14 protein-coding genes are annotated in these 19617 nt (G+C 64.9%); 7 read left to right on the top strand and 7 right to left on the bottom strand.

Features of this window, described 5'->3' with window-relative positions:
- The first annotated feature begins 161 nt into the window (after positions 1-161).
- The 3 genes from AC56KZ_RS01780 (at position 162) to AC56KZ_RS01770 (ending at position 2850) form a co-directional block, all read left to right on the top strand.
- Positions 162-1394 (top strand): AMP-binding enzyme, encoded by a 1233-nt coding sequence (locus AC56KZ_RS01780; RefSeq protein WP_497160415.1) that lies wholly within the window; start codon positions 162-164, stop codon positions 1392-1394.
- An 81-nt stretch (positions 1395-1475) separates the two neighbouring features.
- On the top strand, positions 1476-2084 hold the full coding sequence (locus AC56KZ_RS01775) for a PH domain-containing protein (protein WP_497160414.1): 609 nt from the start codon (positions 1476-1478) through the stop codon (positions 2082-2084).
- A gap of 10 nt (positions 2085-2094) precedes the next feature.
- Positions 2095-2850: a hypothetical protein gene (locus tag AC56KZ_RS01770; protein ID WP_497160413.1), complete on the top strand. Its 756-nt coding sequence runs from the start codon at positions 2095-2097 to the stop codon at positions 2848-2850.
- Positions 2851-2857: 7 nt separating this feature from the next.
- Here AC56KZ_RS01770 and AC56KZ_RS01765 read toward each other — a convergent pair whose 3' ends face one another.
- On the bottom strand, positions 2858-5266 hold the full coding sequence (locus tag AC56KZ_RS01765) for a penicillin-binding protein 1A (RefSeq protein WP_497160412.1): 2409 nt from the start codon (positions 5264-5266) through the stop codon (positions 2858-2860).
- A 140-nt stretch (positions 5267-5406) separates the two neighbouring features.
- Here AC56KZ_RS01765 and AC56KZ_RS01760 point away from each other — a divergent pair, with 140 nt between their 5' ends.
- Entirely contained in the window at positions 5407-7677 is a 2271-nt protein-coding gene (locus tag AC56KZ_RS01760) for an OPT family oligopeptide transporter (RefSeq protein WP_497160411.1), read from the top strand.
- Between the two features lie 144 nt (positions 7678-7821).
- Here the strand turns inward: AC56KZ_RS01760 and AC56KZ_RS01755 are convergent, their stop codons facing one another.
- Positions 7822-9327 carry a peptide MFS transporter gene (locus AC56KZ_RS01755; protein WP_497160410.1) on the bottom strand — a complete coding sequence of 502 codons (1506 nt, stop codon included), beginning with the start codon at positions 9325-9327 and terminating at the stop codon, positions 7822-7824.
- Between the two features lie 301 nt (positions 9328-9628).
- Here AC56KZ_RS01755 and ppnN point away from each other — a divergent pair, with 301 nt between their 5' ends.
- A complete protein-coding gene (ppnN, locus tag AC56KZ_RS01750) occupies positions 9629-10999 on the top strand; it encodes a nucleotide 5'-monophosphate nucleosidase PpnN (RefSeq protein WP_497160409.1) in 1371 nt (456 codons plus the stop codon).
- A gap of 62 nt (positions 11000-11061) precedes the next feature.
- On the opposite strand, the gene lysS is transcribed toward ppnN, so the two are convergent.
- The 3 genes from lysS to prfB form a co-directional block, all read right to left on the bottom strand.
- Complete coding sequence (gene lysS / locus AC56KZ_RS01745) at positions 11062-12603, bottom strand: lysine--tRNA ligase (RefSeq protein WP_497160408.1); 1542 nt, start codon at positions 12601-12603, stop codon at positions 11062-11064.
- A gap of 25 nt (positions 12604-12628) precedes the next feature.
- Positions 12629-13282: an HAD family hydrolase gene (locus AC56KZ_RS01740; protein WP_497160407.1), complete on the bottom strand. Its 654-nt coding sequence runs from the start codon at positions 13280-13282 to the stop codon at positions 12629-12631.
- A protein-coding gene (gene prfB, locus AC56KZ_RS01735; RefSeq protein ID WP_497160406.1) for a peptide chain release factor 2 occupies positions 13282-14389 on the bottom strand; the annotation gives its coding sequence in 2 pieces (ribosomal slippage) (positions 13282-14307 and positions 14309-14389; 1107 coding nt in all). Before prfB ends, AC56KZ_RS01740 begins: the two co-directional genes overlap by 1 nt.
- A 111-nt stretch (positions 14390-14500) precedes the next feature.
- On the opposite strand from prfB, the gene AC56KZ_RS01730 reads away from it, so the two are divergent.
- Together AC56KZ_RS01730 and AC56KZ_RS01725 are read left to right on the top strand one after the other, a co-directional pair.
- Positions 14501-16516, top strand: a complete 2016-nt coding sequence (locus AC56KZ_RS01730) for a bifunctional 2',3'-cyclic-nucleotide 2'-phosphodiesterase/3'-nucleotidase (protein ID WP_497160405.1) — start codon at positions 14501-14503, stop codon at positions 16514-16516.
- Positions 16513-16926 (top strand): tetratricopeptide repeat protein, encoded by a 414-nt coding sequence (locus AC56KZ_RS01725; protein WP_497160404.1) that lies wholly within the window; start codon positions 16513-16515, stop codon positions 16924-16926. Before AC56KZ_RS01730 ends, AC56KZ_RS01725 begins: the two co-directional genes overlap by 4 nt.
- Positions 16927-16935: 9 nt before the next feature.
- Here AC56KZ_RS01725 and AC56KZ_RS01720 read toward each other — a convergent pair whose 3' ends face one another.
- Positions 16936-17688, bottom strand: a complete 753-nt coding sequence (locus AC56KZ_RS01720) for a GAF domain-containing protein (RefSeq protein ID WP_497160403.1) — start codon at positions 17686-17688, stop codon at positions 16936-16938.
- 241 nt (positions 17689-17929) lie between these two features.
- Positions 17930-19546: a methyl-accepting chemotaxis protein gene (locus tag AC56KZ_RS01715; RefSeq protein ID WP_497160402.1), complete on the bottom strand. Its 1617-nt coding sequence runs from the start codon at positions 19544-19546 to the stop codon at positions 17930-17932.
- Between the last annotated feature and the right edge of the window lie 71 nt (positions 19547-19617).

Here is a 19617-nt window from a genome sequence, read left to right as displayed (position 1 = left end):
GCAGATCGACTTTTAATTGATTTGCGGAAACTAAATGTTGGCATGGCTGAACGCGTGTGTCAATCTCCGCCAATGCCGGAATTGACGATTTTATCGCGTGGTTGACAGGATTGTGTCTCCGCTGTCACGATCCGGCCACAGTATTGAATGAAATGGGACCGATGACTTCTTTCGCGCGTGTGCAGTGGTGGCGCAACCCTTGTGCCCTCGAGCGCGTCGTGCGCGACCTTGTCGCCTTCGAATTGGCGCAGGCGCGCCCTGGACGCATGCTGGCGCCGCAGCCGTGGCCGTCCGGCCTGGACCTGGTTGCCGACCTTGGCGCCGACTCGCTTGACTTGATGGGCGCTGCCACGGCCCTCGGCGACCTGCTCGGCTTTGGCCGTTCCGGCATGGACGACCCGCTGCTGGCGCGCACCTTGCTGGCCGGCTGGGTGGAGGCGGCGCGTGCAAGCCTCGCAGGCCATGACGCCGAACTGGTCTTTCGCACATCGGGCAGTTCGGGCGCGCCCAAGCGCTGCACCCATTCCCTGGAGAGCCTGTGGCGCGAAGTCGACCAGCTTGCCAGGCTGGTGCCGCAGCGGCGCCGGATCCTGTCCGCAGTGCCGGCGCATCATATATATGGATTCCTGTTCACGGTCTTATTGCCCCAGGCCGCCGCCGGGTGTCCGGCGCTCCCGGTGCTGGACCTGCGCGCCGCTTCCCCGGCTGCGCTGGCGGCGCAGCTGGCGCCGGGCGACCTGGTCGTGGCCCACCCCGACTACTGGTCGCAGGTGGCGGCGCTCGATCCGCGCTTTCCGGCCGACGTGATTGGCGTCACCTCGACCGCGCCCTGCCCGGACAGCGTCGCAGCCAGCCTGGCGGCGGGCGGACTGCGCCTGCTGCAGGTCTACGGCAGTTCCGAGACCGGCGGCGTCGGCTGGCGCGATGCCGCCGGCGCGCCGTACCGGCTCCTGCCTTACTGGCGCCGCACCGATGCCGGCGAGGTCCTCGAGCGCGATGCCCCGGGCGGCGCAGTCGAACGCCATGCGCTGCAGGACCGGCTGCTGTGGAGCGGACCCGAGCTCTTCCTGCCAAACGGGCGCATCGACAGCGCGGTGCAGGTGGGCGGCACCAACGTCTTCCCGGCTTACGTGGCCGAGGTGCTGGCCATGCATCCGGCGGTGCGGGAATGCGTGGTGCGCCCGATGCGCGCGGACGAGGGCGCGCGGCTGAAGGCCTTCGTGGTACCGGAAGTGGGAGCGCCGGGGCCGGCGCCGCTGCGCGAAGCGCTCGCCGGCTGGATCGGCGAACGGCTCGCCGCGGCCGAGCGCCCCGCGGCGTATTCGTTCGGCCCGGCCCTGCCGCGCCAGCCGAACGGCAAGCCGGCGGACTGGATCATCGACGCCTGGGATTAAAAAACCAGGCGGTTACCCCGGCCGAATATTTATCCCTGCCAATTAGTGATAAGGTCACCGCTTCATCACACGGAGGCGATCATGTTCAAGCGAATGGCGGCGGAAGCACTCGGCATCAGCGACATCGGCGTCATCGTCGGGCCGGCCGATTACAGCAAGGTCGATGCCGACGATTACCTGTTCAGCGAAGACGGCGAACAGATTTTCTTCCTCATCAAGAGCAAGAAGGACGAGTACTGCTTCACCAACCTGGCCCTGATCCACGTCGATGGCGACTCGGCCATGTCGTCGAAGCGCTCGATCAAGCGCTACGACTACGCGTCGCACCAGATCAGCAGTGTCAGCATCGAGACCGCCGGCACCCTGGACATGGACGTCGAACTCAAGTTCAAGCTCGACAGCCTGCAGTTCTCGATCGACGTCAAGAAGACCTTCATCGAGCAGGTCAAGGACATCTACAAGGCCTTGATCTCGATCGGCAAGCAGCAGCAGCGCGATGCCGTCTGCCGCGACAATGCGCTGCGTACGCTCGACGCCACCGCCTCCGTGCACAAGCTCAATCTGGCACCGGGCGACGGCGGGCTGGTCAGCCAATACACCCAGCTGCTGGCAGCCTTGAACACGGCCATGTTCGATACCCACACCAAGCGCGATTTCAGCGACGTGTTCACCAAATATATCCACAACTGAGAAGCGAACGATGCGAAATACGGCTGGCCGCCCCCGCGTGCTGACGCGGGCCATGGCGGTGGAAAGACTGCGCGCGCGTCTATTGGTCGAAGGCTTTCCGCGGATTCAGATGTTCATCCTGGTGTCGCTCACCGGGCTGGCCGGATTCGGCGCCTCGGTGGCGATGCTCGGCGCCGGGCTCGAGACGATGGCGCTGCGCTACCTGCTTGCCATGGGCGTGGCGTATATCGTTTTCCTGCTCCTGCTGTTCGTGTGGCTGCACACCAGCGCGGCCGACTATGCCGACATGGCGCTGCAGAATAGCGGTGGTGGCGGAAGCGGTGACGGTGGCGGGGGTGGCGCCACGGACTTCAGCGGCGGCGGGACTTTCGATGGCGGCGGCGCCAGCGCCAATGCCGATTTCGGCACGGCGCAGAGCGGCATCGACGCAATCATCGACAAGCCGCTGCAGGTCGCGGCGCATGCGGAAGAGGGCGCAATTCCCGTGGCCGTGATCCTGCTGGCCGTGTCGATTGCGCTGTCGTCCCTGTTCGTGATCTGGTCGGCGCCCATCCTCTTTGCCGAGATCATGGTCGACGCCTTGCTGGCGGCCGGCCTGTACCGGCGCCTGCGCCTGATCGATCCGCGCTACTGGATGGGCAGTGCCGTGCGGCGCACCATCGTCCCCTTCATCCTGACCACCCTGGCGGTCGCCGGCGCAGGCTGGGGGATGCAGGCCTGGGAGCCCGAGGCCAGGTCGCTGGGCGAGGTCATCGCAGGGCGCTAGCCGCCTTCTACTGCGTCGGGACGTAGACCGGATTGCCGGGCGGGAGCGATGGCTGGGGCTGCGGCGGCAGGCTGTCGGCGCGCGGGTGGCTGTCTTCCTCCGGCTCGAATTGCTCTTCGTCATCGGGCTCGATGGGCGCCGGCCGCGCCGCCAGCTCGATGTCGATCGCGCGCAGCTGCGGCATTTCGGCAAATTCGGCGTAGATCCAGTCGTCGTTCTCGCGCAGCATGCCTTCCGGCTCGGCGCGCGCGGTTTCCGGGCGCTTGGCCAGGGCCACCTGCATGTAGTCGAGCCAGATCGGCAGGGCCAGGGTAGCGCCGAACTCCTTGCCGCCGAGCGAGCGCGGTTCGTCATAGCCCATCCATGCCACCCCGACCACGTTCGCGCCATAGCCGGCGAACCAGCCGTCGACCGCGTCGTTGGTGGTACCGGTCTTGCCGCCGATGTCGCCGCGTTTCAATCGTTTGGTGGCGGCGGCGCCGGTGCCGTAGCGGGTCACGTCGCGCAGCATGGAATCCGTAATCCAGGCATTGCGCGCGTCCAGCACGCGGGCGCCTTCCTGGCGCGGCGCCGGCGGCTCGGCGCGGAACAGCACCGTGCCGTCGCCGTCCTCGATCTTTGCAATCAGATAGGGCTTGACCGCATAGCCGCCGTTTGCGAACACGGCATAGGCGCTCGCCATCTGCTCCGGCGTGACGGCGCCGGTGCCGAGCGCCATCGTGTAGTTCTGCGGGTGGCGCGCCAGGTCGAAGCCGAACTTGGCCAGGTAGTCGTGGGCGTACGGGACTTCGATCGCGCGCAGCAGGCGCACGGTCGGCACGTTCTTCGAATGCGCCAGCGAGTAGCGCATCGTGATCGGGCCGCTGAAGACGTTGTCGTCGTTCTGCGGCGACCAGGTCGCGCCCGCGTTTTCGCCTTCCATGTCGAGCGGCGCATCGAGGATCAGGGCGCCCGGCGAATAGCCTTTCGACACCGCCGCCGAATACACGAAGGGCTTGATCGCGGAACCGGGCTGGCGCCAGGCTTGGGTGACGTGGTTGAACTTCTGCAGGTTGTAGTCGAAGCCGCCGACCAGGGCCTGGTAGGCGCCGGTATCGGCGTCGAGCGCCACGAAAGCGGCGGCCACCTGCGGCACCTGGACGATGCTCCAGCTGTCTTTACCCTGTTTGGTAATACGCACGATGGCGCCCGGCGCGATGCGCTGGCTTTCCTTGCCCTTGCCGGACAGGCCGGCTGCCGCGAACTTCAGCCCGGCGCCGCTGATCGTGATCTCGTCGTCGTCGAGGGTGAACACCTTGACCGACTTGCTGGAACTTGCCAGCACCATGGCCGGTACCAGGCCATCGCTCGAGGGGCGCTTCTGCAGCGCTTCGATGACGGCTTCCTCGCGCTCGGTCGCGTCTTCCGGCAGCTCGATGCGGGCTTCCGGGCCGCGGTAGCCATGGCGCGCATCGTAGGCCAGGACGTTGCGGCGCACCGAATCGTAGGCCGCTTCCTGGTCGCGCGCCACGATGGTGGTGGTGACCTTGATGCCGCGCGTGTACGACTCTTCGGCGTACTGGGCGAACACCGCCTGGCGCGCCAGCTCGGCCACGTACTGGGCGTGGGTGCCGAATTCCTTCGGGCGCGCATGCACGCGCATGGTCTCGCCGACGGCCCGGGTGTACTGCGCTTCGTCGATCTGGCCGAGGTCGCGCAGGCGGCGCAGCACCAGCTCCTGGCGTGCCTTGGCGCGCTTCATGTTGACTGCCGGGTTGTTGCGCGAAGGGTTCTGCGGCAGGCCGGCCAGCATCGCGCTTTCGCCGAGGGTCAGCTTGTCGAGCTTCTTGCCGAAATAGCTGCGCGCGGCGCTGGCGAAACCGTAGGAACGCTGGCCGAGGTAGATCTGGTTCATGTACAGCTCGAGGATCTGGTCCTTGGTGAGCGCATCCTCGATCTTCTTGGCCAGCAGGACTTCGTTGAATTTCCTGGACACCGTTTTTTCGCGCGACAGGAAGAAGTTCCGCGCCACCTGCATCGTGATGGTCGAAGCGCCGCCCGAGCCGAAACCGCCGCGCAGGTTCGACACCACCGCACGCGCCGCGCCCGCCCAGTCGACGCCCTTGTGCTGGTAGAAGCGCGAGTCCTCGATGGCCAGCACGGCGTTTTTCATCATGGGCGGAATCTGCGCGATCGGCACGAAGTCGCGGTGCTCTTCGCCGAATTCGCCGATCAGGACATTGTCGCTGGTGTACACGCGCAGCGGGATCTTCGGCTTGTAGTCGGTGACGGCGTCGATCGAGGGAACGTTCGGCAGGACGGCGAACAGGAACCAGACACCGGCGGCCGCAATGGCAAGGACGATCGCGGCGAGGATGAAGAAAATGAAGCCGCCTTCGCGGCGCTGCCGCCGCAAGGCTCGGGGGGACTGGGTCAAGGCGATTCTCCTGCTGTGGTCCACCCAAAAAGGCAGGCCTGCGGGGCATTATAATCCGCTTTTCTTCCAGTCAAGCGTATGCCATAGTCAGGCGCAGCGCCCCCTTAAGCTCCCCGTAAGCCGCTCTCACAGGACCCCCGATGCCCTACGACCCCGACGCTCTTCCTCCCGCCGCCGTCAAACCGTATATTCCCGCCGACGCCCAGCTCCCCGAAATGACCATTCGCGCCATGGTGATGGGCGTCGTGCTGGGCATGGTCTTCGGCGCCTCCTCTCTGTACCTGGTGTTGAAGGTCGGGCTGACGGTCAGCGCCTCGATTCCGGTGGCGGTCATCGCGATCACCCTGTTCGGGGTGTTCAAGAAGATGGGCGGGCGCGAATCGACCATCCTGGAAAACAGCATCACCCAGACCGCGGGTTCGGCCGGCGAATCGCTCGCCTTCGGCCTGGGCGTGACCATGCCGGCGATTATGATCCTCGGCTTCGACCTGGAAATCTCGCGCGTGATGCTGGTCGGCGTGCTGGGCGGCCTGCTCGGCATCCTGATGATGATCCCGATGCGGCGCACGATGATCGTCGAGCAGCACCGCGAGCTGAAATACCCGGAAGGCACGGCCTGCGCCGAAGTGCTGAAAGCGGCGGCCACCGATACCTCGCGCGCCGCCGCGGGCGAGGTGCGCGAAGCCGGTTCGAACGCCGCGCGCGATGCCAAGCGGCGCGCCGCCATCATCTTCGCCGGCTTCGGCGTCGGCCTCTTGTACAAGGTGGCCAATGTCTCGCTCAAGGGCTGGAAGGATGTCGTCAACTTCGAATTCGGCGCGCCCCTGAAAGCCGGTTCGGCCGGCGCTGAAGTGTCGCCCGAGCTGGTCGGCGTCGGCTACATCATCGGCCCGCGCATCGCCTTCACGATGGCGGCCGGCGGCGTGCTGTCCTATCTGCTCCTGATCCCGATGATCAAGTTTTTCGGCGAGCTGCTGACGGTGCCCGTCTCGCCGGGAACAATGCTGATCCGCGACATGTCGCCGGACGACATCCGCGACGCCTATGTGCTCTACATCGGCGCCGGCGCGGTGGCGGCCGGCGGCCTGATTTCGCTGGTGCGCTCGCTGCCCTCGATCTGGCGCGGGCTGAAGGGCGGGCTGGCGGGCATGGGCAAGGACCGGGGCACAAATACGGCCGCTCCCTTGCGCACCGACCAGGACATCCCCTTCAAATGGGTCGCCATCGGCTGCCTGGCGATCATCGCCATCATCACTTTCGCCACGCCCCTGCACATGAACCTGCTCGGCGCGCTCTTGATCCTGGTCTTCGGCTTCCTGTTCGCCACCGTGTCCTCGCGCCTGACCGGCGAAGTCGGCTCGTCCTCGAACCCGATTTCCGGCATGGCGGTCGCCACGCTGCTGTTCACCTGCCTGATTTTCCTGGCCCTGGGCTGGACCGGCGGCCAGTATTACGTCACCGCCTTGTCGGTCGGCGCCATCGTCTGCATCGCCGCCAGCAATGCCGGCACCACCTCGCAAGACCTGAAAACGGGCTTCCTGGTCGGCTCGACGCCGCGCCTGCAGCAGTACGCAATCCTGTGCGGCGCCTTTGCCTCGGCGCTGATCCTCGGGCCGATCCTGCTGAAACTGAACGATGCCGGCACCGTGTACGTTCCGGCCGCGCAAGTGGCGCCAGGCCTGGTCGTCGACGCCGCGAAGCTGGTCGAGACCGAGCGCCTGCAAGGACCGCAGGCCGCGACCGACTCGGCCAGCTACAAGGTATGGCGCAAAGCGGACAGCGTCGGCGGGCCGGCCGGCAAATACCTGGTGGCCGACGACGGCCGCCTGGCCTACCTGGTCGACCCCGGCATCAACGGCAAGTACGACAAGCGCCCGGACGGCACCGAAGTCAAGAAGTACGATGCTCCCAAGGCGGTGCTGATGTCCTACATCATCAAGGGCATCCTCGACCAGCAGCTGCCCTGGACCCTGGTGCTGTTCGGCGTGATGATTTCGGTGGTGCTGGAAATGGCGGGCATCGCGGCCCTGGCTTTTTCGGTGGGGGTCTACCTGCCGCTGGTGTCGACGCTGCCGATCGCGGTCGGCGGCGCCGTGCGCTGGCTGGCCGACCGCCGCAACGGCAAGCTGCCGCAGTACGCCAAACTGAACCACGAGGAACGGGTCGCCGCGGGAGACCGCAGCTCGGGCACGCTGCTGGCCTCGGGCTATATCGCCGGCGGCGCGCTGGCCGGCATCGTGATCGCGATCACGGCCGGCGTGCTGACGAATTTCGACAGCATGATGGCAACATGGGCGGAGGGCTCGAACCCCTTCGTGTCGGGCTCGAACGCGGACCTGCTGTCGCTGATCCCGTATGCGGCGATCGTCGTGCTGCTGTACTGGGTGGCGCGCGAGAGGGCTGAGAAGTAAGCTTGTGTGCTTGTTGGTGATGCATTGCGTGGGCGGAGCCCACCCTACGAAGACCCGCCGTGCGTAGGGTGGGCTCCGCCCACGCCGTCCCAAAAAAAACGGCAGCCCGCAGGCTGCCGTTCATCTTTTGACTCTGGAAAGGTATTACTTCACGCCGTGCATCAGCTTCTGGATCAGCGGAGCCAGCAGGAACAGCAGCACGCCGCCGGCCATCAGCGACCAGAAGCCGAAGGTGTAGCCGTCCAGCGCCGAAGCGATCGACATGCCCGACTCGCCCGAGACGTGCGAAGCGAAGATGCCTGACAGGTTGTTGCCGATACCGGTCGACAGGAACCAGCCGCCCATGCCCAGGCCGACCAGGCGCACCGGGGCGAGCTTGGTGACCATCGACAGGCCGATCGGCGACAGGCAGAGTTCACCCACCGACTGGATGAAGTAGACCGTGAACAGGGTCCAGAACGGGATCTTGTTGTCCATGTCGACCAGGCTGCCCAGGGCGAACATCAGGAGGCCGAAGGCGAGGGCGTTGAAGATCAGGCCCAGGCCGAACTTGCGCGGGATCGACGGGTTCGCGTTGCGGCGGCCCAGCATGACCCAGATGGCGGCGATGATCGGGGCGAAGATGATGATCGCGATCGAGTTCACGCTCTGGAACCAGGCGACCGGGAAGACCCAGCCGTTCAGGTCACGGTCGACGATCTGGTCGGCCAGGAAGGTGAACGAGCTGCCTGCCTGCTCGAAGAACATCCAGAACAGGATGTTGAAGGCGAAGATGATCATCATGGCGATGGTCTTGTCGCGCGCGACCTTGCCGTTGCGGATACCTTCGATCATCAGCATCGCCGCCAGCGCCAGGAACAGCACGGTCAGGATGATTTGCAGGGTGCCGGCGCCGAGTTTCAGCAGCAGGTAGACGCCAGGGATGACGACAATGCTGCCGATGATGACGGCGATCGAGCGGCCGCGGCCCTGGGCCTGTGGCTCGGGAGCGCCGATGCCGGCCAGGGTCTTGCGGCCGATGTAGAACCACACCAGGCTGATCAGCATGCCGATGCCGGACACGAAGAACACGACCTTGTAGGCCGGGGTCGTGCCGTCGCCCATTTCCTGGGCCAGGATCTGGGTCAGGATCGGGGCGATGAAGGCGCCGGCGTTGATGCCCATGTAGAAGATGGTGAAGCCCGAATCGCGGCGGGTGTCGCCCAGCGAGTAGAGCTTGCCGACCATGGTCGAAATGTTCGGCTTGAACATGCCGTTACCGACGATGATGGTGGCCAGGCCCATCTTGAAGATGTCCGGGTCGGGCAGGGTGATCATGAACAGGCCGGCGGCCATGAAGACGGCGCCGATCAGGATCGAGCGCTGGTAGCCGATGACGCGGTCGGCGATCAGGCCGCCGAAGACGGCGCCGGCATACACCAGCGCGAGGTAGGAACCGTAGGTCAGGTTGGCGTCGGCCTGGCCGACGGCGGCGCCACCGTAGAACTGGGCGACGATATAGAGCACGAGGGCCCAACGAATGCCGTAGAACGCGAAGCGCTCCCAGAATTCGGTCATGAACAGCATCCACAGGGGAGCCGGATGGCCCATGATCTGTTTGAACTCTGGAATGGCAACTTCCTTGCCTGGTATAGCAGCTGCACCGCTCATGCGGGTCCTCCCGAAATGGTGTTTTGAGAATAACTGTTTTGTTGGAATGCCAGACTTGCCGGAATTTCCAGTCGGGATGCATTTTAGTAGAAATTGCTTACCACAAGAAAAATATTTGCCCTTGTGGTAAACACGCGCGCAGGTGTCGCAATGCGTTGCTCAATTGCACTATTTATCGGGCACAGCCACGCAGACGCGCAGGCATGGCGCCGCCACTTGTCGTATATTGGTGAAACAGCCAGCGATATTGCCGGAGGACTCTATTTCCGGAGTTCCTGCGTATTTAATAAGGAAGACCTGCATGAATTACGAAGTCGTCGATACCCTCATTTCCCCCGAAGGCCGGCTGGAAATATTGTCGAAGGCCGAAGTGGCCAAATTGCTCGATACCAGCCAGGGTGGCCTGTACAACATTTTCCGCAAATGCGCGCTCGCCGTGCTCAACTGCGGCAGCTCGATTGACGATGGCAAGGAACTGCTCGAGCGCTACAGCAGCTTCGACATCAAGGTGATCCAGCGCGAGCGCGGCATCAAGCTCGACATCCGCGGCGCGCCGGCGATGGCTTTCGTCGACGGCAAGATGATCAAGGGCATCCACGAGCACCTGTTCGCCGTGCTGCGCGACATCGTGTATGTCCATTTCGAAGTGACCGAGAACCCGAAGTTCAACCTCGCCAGTCCGGATGACATCACCGACGCGGTGTTCCATATCCTGCGCAATGCCAACGTGCTGCAGCCGCAGATCAGTCCGAACATGGTGGTCTGCTGGGGCGGACACTCGATCAACCGCGTCGAGTACAACTATTCGAAGGAAGTCGGCTATGCGCTCGGCCTGCGCGAGCTCGATATCTGCACCGGCTGCGGCCCGGGCGCGATGAAGGGACCGATGAAGGGCGCCGCCATCGGTCACTCGAAGCAGCGTCTCGGCCGCGGGCGCTACCTCGGCATTTCCGAGCCGGGCATCATCGCCGCCGAATCGCCGAACCCGATCGTCAACGACCTGGTCATCATGCCGGACATCGAAAAGCGCCTCGAGGCCTTCGTGCGCACCGGCCACGGCATCTGCGTGTTCCCGGGCGGCGCCGGCACCGCCGAAGAGATCCTGTACATCCTCGGCATCCTGCTCCATCCGGACAATGCCGACATGCCCTTCCCACTGATTTTCACCGGTCCCGCCACGGCGCGCGACTACTTCGAGCAGATCGACGGCTTCATCGCCCAGACCCTGGGCCCGCGCGCGCAGGCACGCTACAAGATCATCATCGACGATCCGGATGCGGTGGCCAAGGAAATGCAGGCCGGGATCAAGGGTGTACGCGAATTTCGCAAGGCGCGCAGCGACGCCTACTACTTCAACTGGCTGCTCAAGATCGACCCGGAATTCCAGAAGCCGTTCAAGCCGACCCACGAAAACATGCGCAACCTGAAGCTGCACAAGAACCAGGACACGCACCTGCTGGCCGCGAACCTGCGGCGCGCGTTTTCGGGCGTGGTGGCGGGCAACGTGAAGGAAGAGGGCATCCGCGCCATCGAAGAATTCGGCAAGTACGAAATCCAGGGCGAAAGCGAGATCATGGGCCCGATGGATGCGCTGCTGGCCTCGTTTGTCGAGCAGAGCCGGATGAAGCTGCCGGGCAAGGCGTATGTGCCTTGTTATACGATCGTGCAATAAACGTTCGCGAAAAAATAAGGGGCGCATCGAATGCGCCCCTTTTTTTTATCCAATCAAACCGGTCAGTCTTCCTTGCGCAAGTGCGGGAACAGCAGCACGTCGCGAATGTTCGGCGAGTCGGTCAGGATCATGATCAAACGGTCGATTCCGATGCCGCAGCCGCCGGCCGGCGGCATGCCGTATTCGAGTGCGCGGATATAGTCGGCGTCGTAATACATCGCCTCATCGTCGCCGGCCTCCTTGGCCTCGACCTGCGACAGGAAGCGCGCAGCCTGGTCTTCCGGATCGTTCAGCTCCGAAAAACCGTTGGCGATCTCGCGGCCTACCATGAACAGCTCGAAGCGCTCGGTGATGCCGGCCCGGGTGTCCGACGCCCGCGCCAGCGGCGACACCTCGACCGGGTAGTCGATGATATAGGTCGGCTCCCACAGCTGCGCTTCCGCGGTTTCCTCGAACAGCGCCAGTTGCAGGGCGCCCAGGCCGGCGTTGGCGAAGGGCTTCACGCCGAACTTCTTGAGTTCCGCCTTGACGAACTCGGCATCGACCAGCTGCTCCGGCGTATATCCCGGCGCATACTTGTTGATGGCCTCGACGATGCTCAGGCGCTGGAAGGGCTTGGACAGGTCCAGTTCGCGCCCGCCGTAGGAAAGCACCGCCGTACCCTGGGCGTCGACCGCGGCCTGGCGGATGATCGCCTCGGTGAAGTCCATCAGCCAGGTGTAATTCGTGTAGGCCGCGTAGAACTCCATCATCGTGAATTCGGGGTTGTGACGGATCGACACGCCCTCGTTGCGGAAGTTGCGGTTCACCTCGAACACGCGGTCGAAGCCGCCGACCACCAGACGCTTCAGATACAGCTCGGGCGCGATACGCAGGAACATCTGCATGTCGAGCGCATTATGGTGAGTCGTGAACGGTTTCGCAGCGGCGCCGCCCGGGATCGGGTGCAGCATCGGCGTTTCGACTTCCATGAACTCGTTCTTTTCCATGAAGCGGCGCATCGACGACAGGGCGGCGGTGCGCGCCTTGAAAGTGCGGCGCGTGTCTTCGTTCATGATCAGGTCGACGTAGCGCTGGCGATACTTCGTTTCCTGGTCGGCCAGGCCGTGGAACTTGTCCGGCAGCGGGCGCAGCGCCTTGGTGATCAGGCGCAGCTTCGTCACCTTGATCGTCAGTTCGTCGACCTTGGTCTTGAACAGGGTGCCTTCCACGCCCAGGATGTCGCCCAGGTCGTAGCTGCGGAAAGCGTCCATCGCCGCTTCGCCGGTGGCGTCGAGCGTGACGTAGATCTGGATGCGGCCATCGGCGCGTGGACCCGAGGCATCCTGCAGCGTGGCGAAAGCGGCCTTCTTGCCGGCTTCGCGTTTGAGCATCATGCGCCCGGCCAGCACCACCGGAACCGCCTTTTCTTCCAGCGCTTCACGCGTGAGTGCGCCGAAGCCCTCGATCAGTTCAGCCGCCTTGTGCTGCGGCTGGAAATCGTTCGGGAAGGCGACGCCTTTTTCACGGATCGCCGCCAGCTTGGCGCGGCGCTCGGTCATGATCTTGTTCTCGTCGGCCGCCGCAGCAGGCGCGGCCGGGTTCTCTTGGTTTTCCGTAGTCATGGTGAATCCAGTGTTATTGATTTGGTCAGGCGAACAGGGCGTCGAGCGACAATGCCGAGAAGTCGGAAACGATGGCGATCACGTTGTCGAATTCGGCGAAGCTGGCGGCCGGCAGGGTGGTCGTGATGACCACGGTGCGCATGCCGGCACGGCGCGCCGCTTCCACGCCCAGCGGCGCGTCCTCGAACACGATGCAGTTTTCCGGTGCGGCGCCGCAACGGCGCGCCGCTTCCAGGAACACGTCGGGATGCGGCTTGCCGCGCGCAACGTCCGTGGCGCCGACCACGGTATCGAAGTGGCGCCGCAGGTCGAGGCCGTCGAGCGTGAAGTCGACGTTCGCGGGCGGCGCGGCGGTGCCGACGGCGAGCGCGAATCCCCGGGACCGTGCCTGCCGGACCAGCTCCCCGAAACCGGGAACGGCTTTCAGGTGCGGTGCGTACAGCTCGCGGTAGACCGATTCCTTCTCATGGTTGAGGATCGCGACTTCGTCGTCATCGAGATCTTCGCCGAGGTGCGAGCGGATGATTTCCTTGCCCTGGCGGCCGGCCGTGGTGCGGAAAAATTCTTCCGCATCGATGTCCTGGCCGCGGCGCTCGAAAAAGGTCACCCACGACTGCGTGTGGAAGGCCATGTTGTCGACGATGGTGCCGTCCATGTCGAAGATGAGCGCCCGCTGCATTACGCCACGCCCTGCTTGAGCGAGGCCGAAATGAAGTCGTCGAGGTCGCCGTCCAGCACGTTTTTCGTGTTGCCGGTCTCGAAACCGGTACGCAAGTCCTTGATGCGCGACTGGTCGAGCACGTAGGAGCGGATCTGGTGGCCCCAGCCGACGTCGGTCTTCGAGTCTTCCAGTTTCTGCTGCTCGGTCATGCGGTTGCGCATTTCCAGTTCGAACAGCTTGGCGCGCAGCATGTCGAAGGCCTCGGCCTTGTTGCGGTGCTGCGAACGGTCGTTCTGGCACTGCACGACGATGCCCGAAGGCGCGTGCGTCAGGCGCACCGCGGAGTCGGTCTTGTTGATGTGCTGGCCGCCAGCGCCGGACGCGCGGTAGGTATCGATGCGCACGTCGGCCGGGTTGATCTCGACCTCGAAGGACTCGTCCACTTCCGGATACACGAACAGCGAGGTGAACGAGGTATGGCGGCCGTTGGCCGAGTCGAAGGGCGACTTGCGCACCAGGCGGTGAACGCCGGTTTCGGTGCGCAGGTGGCCATAGGCATACTCGCCCTCGACCTTGATGGTCGCGGTCTTGATGCCTGCGATCTCGCCGTCGGACTGCTCCATGATCTCGGCCTTGAAGCCCTTGCGCTCGCAATAGCGCAGGTACTGGCGCAGCAGCATCGAGGCCCAGTCCTGGGCTTCGGTACCGCCGGCGCCGGCCTGGATGTCGATGAAGCAGCTCGCAGGGTCCATCGGGTTGCTGAACATGCGGCGAAATTCCATGCCCTCGATGATGGCGCGGATGCCATCGAGGTCGCTCGCAACCGCCTCCATGGTGTCCTCGTCGCCTTCTTCGCGGCCCATCTCGAACAGGTCGGCGGCGTCAGCCAGGTCGGCTTTCGCCTTTTCCAGCGTCAGCACGACGCCTTCCAGCGCCTTTTTCTCCTTACCGAGATCGAGGGCGCGTTTCTGGTCGTTCCAGACGGTCGGGTCTTCGAGTTCTTCGTTGACCTGTTCTAGTTTCTCTGACTTCCGATCGAAGTCAAAGATACCTCCGAAGTTCGGCCTCACGACCGGTCAGGTCGTTCAGCAGGGCGGAGATGGCGTTGATGCGTTCAGCTTCCATGATTTTGGCAATGTGAGTGGTGGAATCGAACCTTCGATTATACCCCAGTCGCCCTTGTCGTCGTCCGGGCCGCTGCCGTATGATCGCGCGGTCGACATCCGAAGGGTTTCCATGCGCATTTCACGCACCGTACTTACTTGCCAGACTGGCATCCTGCTCTCCGTCCTGGCCGCACCGGCGCTCGGCGCGCCGCATGCGCCGAAAGGTGCGAGCGCCGTGCTGGCCGTGCTGGAAACGACCGACCTGCACGCGAACGTCGTCGGTTACGACTACTACAAGCTCGCCGCCGAGCCCTCCATCGGCCTGGACCGCACGGCCAGCCTGATCGCCCAGGCCCGTGCCGAATATGCCAACACGGTGCTCTTCGATAACGGCGACACCATCCAGGGCAATGCGCTGGCCGACTACCAGGCGCTGGTGAAACCGCTGCCCTGCGACCAGACGCTCGCCATCTACAAGGTGATGAACGCGCTGAACTACGATGGCTCGGCGATCGGCAACCACGAATTCAACTACGGCCTGGCTTTCCTGAACCAGGTGACGGGCAGCCGCTTCCGGGTGGCGGGTGTGAAGCAGCCGAAACGCTGCGCCGGCCCTGCCTTTCCGCAGGTACTGGCCAACGTCTACAGCGTCAAGACCGGCAAGCCGCTCTTCGAGCCTTACCGCATCATCGAAAAACGGGTGCAGGCGCGCGACGCGACAGGACGGGCAATCACGGCGACGGTGAAGGTCGGCATCATCGGCTTCACGCCGCCCGCCATCATGTCCTGGGACAAGCGCCACCTCGAAGGCAAGGTCTACACCACCGGCGTGGTGGAGGCCGCGCGCAAGTACTTGCCCGAGATGCGCAGGAAAGGGGCCGACATCGTGGTGGCCATTTCGCACGGCGGCCTCGACGCCAGCCCCTATACGGCGCAGATGGAAAACGCCAACTGGCACCTGGCGCAAGTGCCGGGCGTGGACGCCATGCTGCTCGGGCATTCGCACCAGCTGTTCCCGAACGCCGCCAGCACGGCGCCGCAGTTCGCACTGCCCGGCGTGGACAAGACCAAAGGCCTGGTGCATGGGGTGCCGACGGTGATGGCCAACCTGTGGGGCAAGCACCTGGGCCTGATCGCGCTGCACCTGCGCGCCGACGGGCGCCGCTGGCGCATCGACAAGGACAAGACGAGCGTCGAGGCGCGCAGCGCCCAGCAGCCTGACAAGAGCTTCGTCGCCGCCGACCCGCGGGTAGCGGCGCTGATCCGCGAAGAGCACGAGGCGACGATCCGGTACGTAAAAACCCCGGTCGGCGCCAGCGACTTCCGCATGACGACCTATTTTGCCGATGTGGGCGATACCTCTGCCATTGCCGTGGTGAACGCCGCCCAGACTGCTTACGTGAAGAAGTACGTCGAGGCGAATCTGCCGCAGTACGCCAAGCTCCCTGTACTGTCGATGTCGGCGCCGTTCAAGAGCGGTTCGGCCGGCGCTTTCGATTTCACCGACGTCCCGGCCGGCCAGCTGGCGCTGAACAACGCGGCCGACCTGTATCTGTATCCGAACGCGCTGTACGCGGTGAAGGTGGACGGCGCCACCCTGCGTGCCTGGCTGGAGACCTCGGCCCGGCGCTTCAACACGATCGACCCGGCCAATCCGGCGCCGCAGGAGCTGGTCAACGCGACGGTGCCGAGCTATAACTTCGATACGCCGACCTCCGGCGAGATCAGCTACGAAATCGACCTGACCCGGCCGCCTGGCCAGCGCATCCGCCAGCTCGCCCTGCGTGGGGTGCCGGTCACGCCCGAGCAGGAATTCATCGTCGCGACGAATAACTACCGCGCCAGCGGCGGCGGCAACTTCCCGGGCCTGGACGGCAGCAAGACCGTGCTGGCGTCGCCCGACACCAGCCGCGACGTGCTGATCGCGTATATCCGCGAGGTCCAGCAATTGAAGCGCGCCCAGCACGGCGCGGCGCGCAGCTGGCGGTTCACGAAAGTGGCGACGGCCGGGCCGGTGGTCTTCCATTCGGCGCCCGGCATGCTGGGACTGGCAAAGGAGGCGGGGCTGGACAATGTAAGCCTGGTGCGCGCCGACGATGGCCTGGGCAAGGGCTTTGCCCTGTACGCAGTCGACTTGTCGAAATGAGGCGGGCAGCACTGGTGCTGGCGGCCTGCCTGGCGAGCGGGTCGCCGATGGCCGCAGTGCAGCCCGCTCCGCAGCCCGCTTTGCAAGCTGACCCGCAGGCGGCCTACCGGCTCGGGCTGATGCACCGGCACGGCAGCGGCGTGCCGCAGGATGCCGCGCGCGCCGCCCACCTGGTCGGGATCGCCGCGCGCGGACAGCTGCCGGCAGCGATGTTTACGCTGTCGAACATGCTCGCTGCGGGGGAGGGTGTGGCGAAGGACGAGCCTGCGGCGCGGCGCTGGCTGGAAGAAGCCGCCGCGCTGGGCTATCCGGCCGCGCTGCAGCAGCTGGCCTTGACGGAACCCGATCCGCGCAAGGCGGAGCTGCTGATGCGGCAGGCGGCGCACGCCCTGCAGCACAGCGCTCCTTAAGCTTATTATTTAGGCGCGTGCCGCCGTCGTCGCCATCTCGTCGGCCGCGATCGCCGCCAGGTCGATCAGCGCCTGCAGCTCGGCCGCGCGCAGTTTGCGCGGTTCGCGGTCGATCACACACAGGGTGCCCATCGCCTGGCCCGAGCGGTCGCGCAGCGGCACGCCGGCATAGAAACGGATGTGCGGGTCGGCCAGCACCAGCGGGTTGCCGGAAAAGCGTTCGTCGGCGCTGGCGTCCTCGACGACGAAAGGGGCGTCGTTGAGGATCGCGTGGGAGCAGAAGGCCCACTCGCGCGGCGTCTGCTGCGCGCCCAGGCCGACACGCGCCTTGAACCACTGGCGCTTCGAGGTCAGCAGCGATATCAGCGCGATCGGCGAATCGGTCACCTTCGAGGCCAGGCGCACGATGCGGTCGAAACGCTCTTCGCCGGGCGTATCCACGAGATTCGCGGCCGACAGCGCGGCCAGGCGCAGCGCCTCGTCGGCCGAGATCGGATACGTGGCGTCCGCCGACGGCAGGAATTCGGGATCCGTCGGCGTCGGCAGCACGCGCGGCTCTTCGGTGGCCGCCTGTCCGCTCACCTTGTTCATCAGGGCATGAATATGGCTCTGGCGCGTGCGGCGGTGGCCGCCCGGCGTTTTCCACGACTCAATGGCGCCGCTTTCCATCCACAGCTGGACGGTACTGGTCGCCACGCCCAGCATGCGCGCGGCTTCGCTGGTAGTGAGGATCGCGTCCTCGTCAATTAAATTGCTATTCATCAATATTCCTACGTTTTCTCGGAGTATAGCCGATTTGATGAATGTACCCGTAATTCTGTGTTCTCCTAGCGAATTCCAGGCAGTTACCGGTAAATCAATCAATTTTACTTGTAATTAAGAGCAGAGTTGCGAGGTGCTAGCAATTGCTTTCGTCAAATGCTGCTTATATGCAACTCGCATGCACGACAGTTTCATGACAGTTGCATGACAGGCCGTGAGAAGGGTGTCATGCGAAATGCGATCACGCAGCTGCCAGGGCCAGGCGCGTGGCTGCGGCGTCGCTGGCTGGAGCCGGCGCGCGGCGCGCCGGTGCACCGGCTTCGTCGAGCTTGAAGGTGCTGACCACCTCTGCCAGTTGCGCGGCCTGCTCCTGCATCGATTCGGCGGCGGCCGCCGCTTGCTCGACCAGCGCGGCGTTCTGCTGGGTCACCCGGTCCATGTCGACGATGGCGGCGTTGACCTGCTCGATGCCGGCGCTCTGTTCTTCGCTGGCATGGGCGATGTCGGCCATGATCGTGGTGACGTGCTCGATGCTGCGCACAATTTCGTTCATGGTGGCGCCGGCGCGGTCGACCTGCCTGGCTCCGGCGGCGACATTGTTGACGGAGTCGTCGATCAGGGTCTTGATTTCCTTGGCGGCGGCTGCCGAGCGCTGCGCCAGGTTGCGCACTTCACCGGCGACGACCGCGAAGCCGCGGCCCTGTTCGCCCGCGCGCGCCGCTTCCACTGCCGCGTTCAGCGCCAGGATATTCGTCTGAAAGGCGATGCCGTCGATGACGCTGATGATGTCGACGATCTTGCGCGAAGAGTCGTTGATCGAGCCCATCGTGGTGACCACTTCGGCGACCACCGCGCCGCCCTGGCCGGCGATCGAGGCGGCGCTCTTGGCGAGGCGGTTCGCTTCGCGCGCATTGTCGGCGTTCTGGCGCACGGTCGAGGTCAGTTCCTCCATCGAGGAGGCGGTCTCCTCGAGCGAGGAGGCCTGCTGTTCGGTACGGCTCGACAAGTCCAGGTTGCCGCTGGCGATTTCGTTCGCCGCCACGCCGATGGCGCCGGTGCCGCCCCGTACGTGGCCGACGATGCCGGCCAGGGCGCCCGTCATGCTGGCCAGCGCGCGCAGCAGGTCGCCGGTCTCGTCGCGCGCCTCGGCGGCGGCGCGGCTGGTCAGGTCGCCGCGCGCGACGCGCTGGGCAAAGCCGACGGCGTGGCCGAGCGGCACCGTGATCGAGCGCGTGATGAACCAGCCGCAGCCCACGCCGAGCAACAGGGCGGCCACGCCCAGGCCGATCAAGAGCAGGCGCGTGTTGTCGTTGGACGCGATGATGCCGGCGGCGACGGTGTCGGCGGCCTGGATCTGCATCGCGGCCAGCTTGTTCATCTCGGCCAGGAAGACGCTGCCCGCCGGCAGTACCTGCTCCTTGTAGATCCGGTCGGCGCCTTCGACATCGCCGGTATCCTTGGCCTGGAACAGGGCGGCGCGCGCATTCAGGTAAGGCTCGCGCCTGCCCTTGACGACCTTGAACTGCTCGATCACGGCGGGGTTGCGCAGCGAAGCTTCGATCGTGTTCTGGAGTTCGGTCGAGCGGGCCGAGACCTGTTTCATGCGCGCTTCGACGGTGCTGATCACCGCGCTGTCGGACGTGACATACACCGTCTGGATCATGGCGTTGTTCACTTCGATCAGCTTGCCCCACTCGGCGACATTGCGCTGGTTCTTGATGCTGGTATCGACCAGCCGGTGGGTTTCGTCGCCGACCGCCTGCATGCGCACGATGGCGGTGACCGTCACGGCCAGCAGCAGGGACAGGACAATGGCGAATCCGATGCCGAGTCGGGCACCGATCTTGAGGTTCTTCACGTGGATTTCCTTCCGGGTGGCGGCGCTGCCGCGCTGGACAAAGGGATGCGCCGGGCTTGGTTGCCCGACGG

The sequence above is a fragment of the Telluria sp. LT2P34 genome, assembly GCF_059685915.1.
The sequence above is the reverse complement of the archived record's forward strand: the minus strand, read 5'-3'. Positions and strand labels throughout refer to the sequence as shown.

What these genes read in the sequence shown, in the direction of transcription:
- ppnN (WP_497160409.1), top strand. Translation starts at nt 9,629, where the DNA reads ATGAATTACGAAGTCGTCGATACCCTCATTTCCCCCGAAGGCCGGCTG.
- lysS (WP_497160408.1), bottom strand. Translation starts at nt 12,603, where the DNA reads ATGACTACGGAAAACCAAGAGAACCCGGCCGCGCCTGCTGCGGCGGCC.
- AC56KZ_RS01780 (WP_497160415.1), top strand. Translation starts at nt 162, where the DNA reads ATGACTTCTTTCGCGCGTGTGCAGTGGTGGCGCAACCCTTGTGCCCTC.
- AC56KZ_RS01770 (WP_497160413.1), top strand. Translation starts at nt 2,095, where the DNA reads ATGCGAAATACGGCTGGCCGCCCCCGCGTGCTGACGCGGGCCATGGCG.
- AC56KZ_RS01730 (WP_497160405.1), top strand. Translation starts at nt 14,501, where the DNA reads ATGCGCATTTCACGCACCGTACTTACTTGCCAGACTGGCATCCTGCTC.
- AC56KZ_RS01720 (WP_497160403.1), bottom strand. Translation starts at nt 17,688, where the DNA reads ATGAATAGCAATTTAATTGACGAGGACGCGATCCTCACTACCAGCGAA.
- AC56KZ_RS01775 (WP_497160414.1), top strand. Translation starts at nt 1,476, where the DNA reads ATGTTCAAGCGAATGGCGGCGGAAGCACTCGGCATCAGCGACATCGGC.
- AC56KZ_RS01740 (WP_497160407.1), bottom strand. Translation starts at nt 13,282, where the DNA reads ATGCAGCGGGCGCTCATCTTCGACATGGACGGCACCATCGTCGACAAC.
- AC56KZ_RS01755 (WP_497160410.1), bottom strand. Translation starts at nt 9,327, where the DNA reads ATGAGCGGTGCAGCTGCTATACCAGGCAAGGAAGTTGCCATTCCAGAG.
- AC56KZ_RS01760 (WP_497160411.1), top strand. Translation starts at nt 5,407, where the DNA reads ATGCCCTACGACCCCGACGCTCTTCCTCCCGCCGCCGTCAAACCGTAT.
- AC56KZ_RS01725 (WP_497160404.1), top strand. Translation starts at nt 16,513, where the DNA reads ATGAGGCGGGCAGCACTGGTGCTGGCGGCCTGCCTGGCGAGCGGGTCG.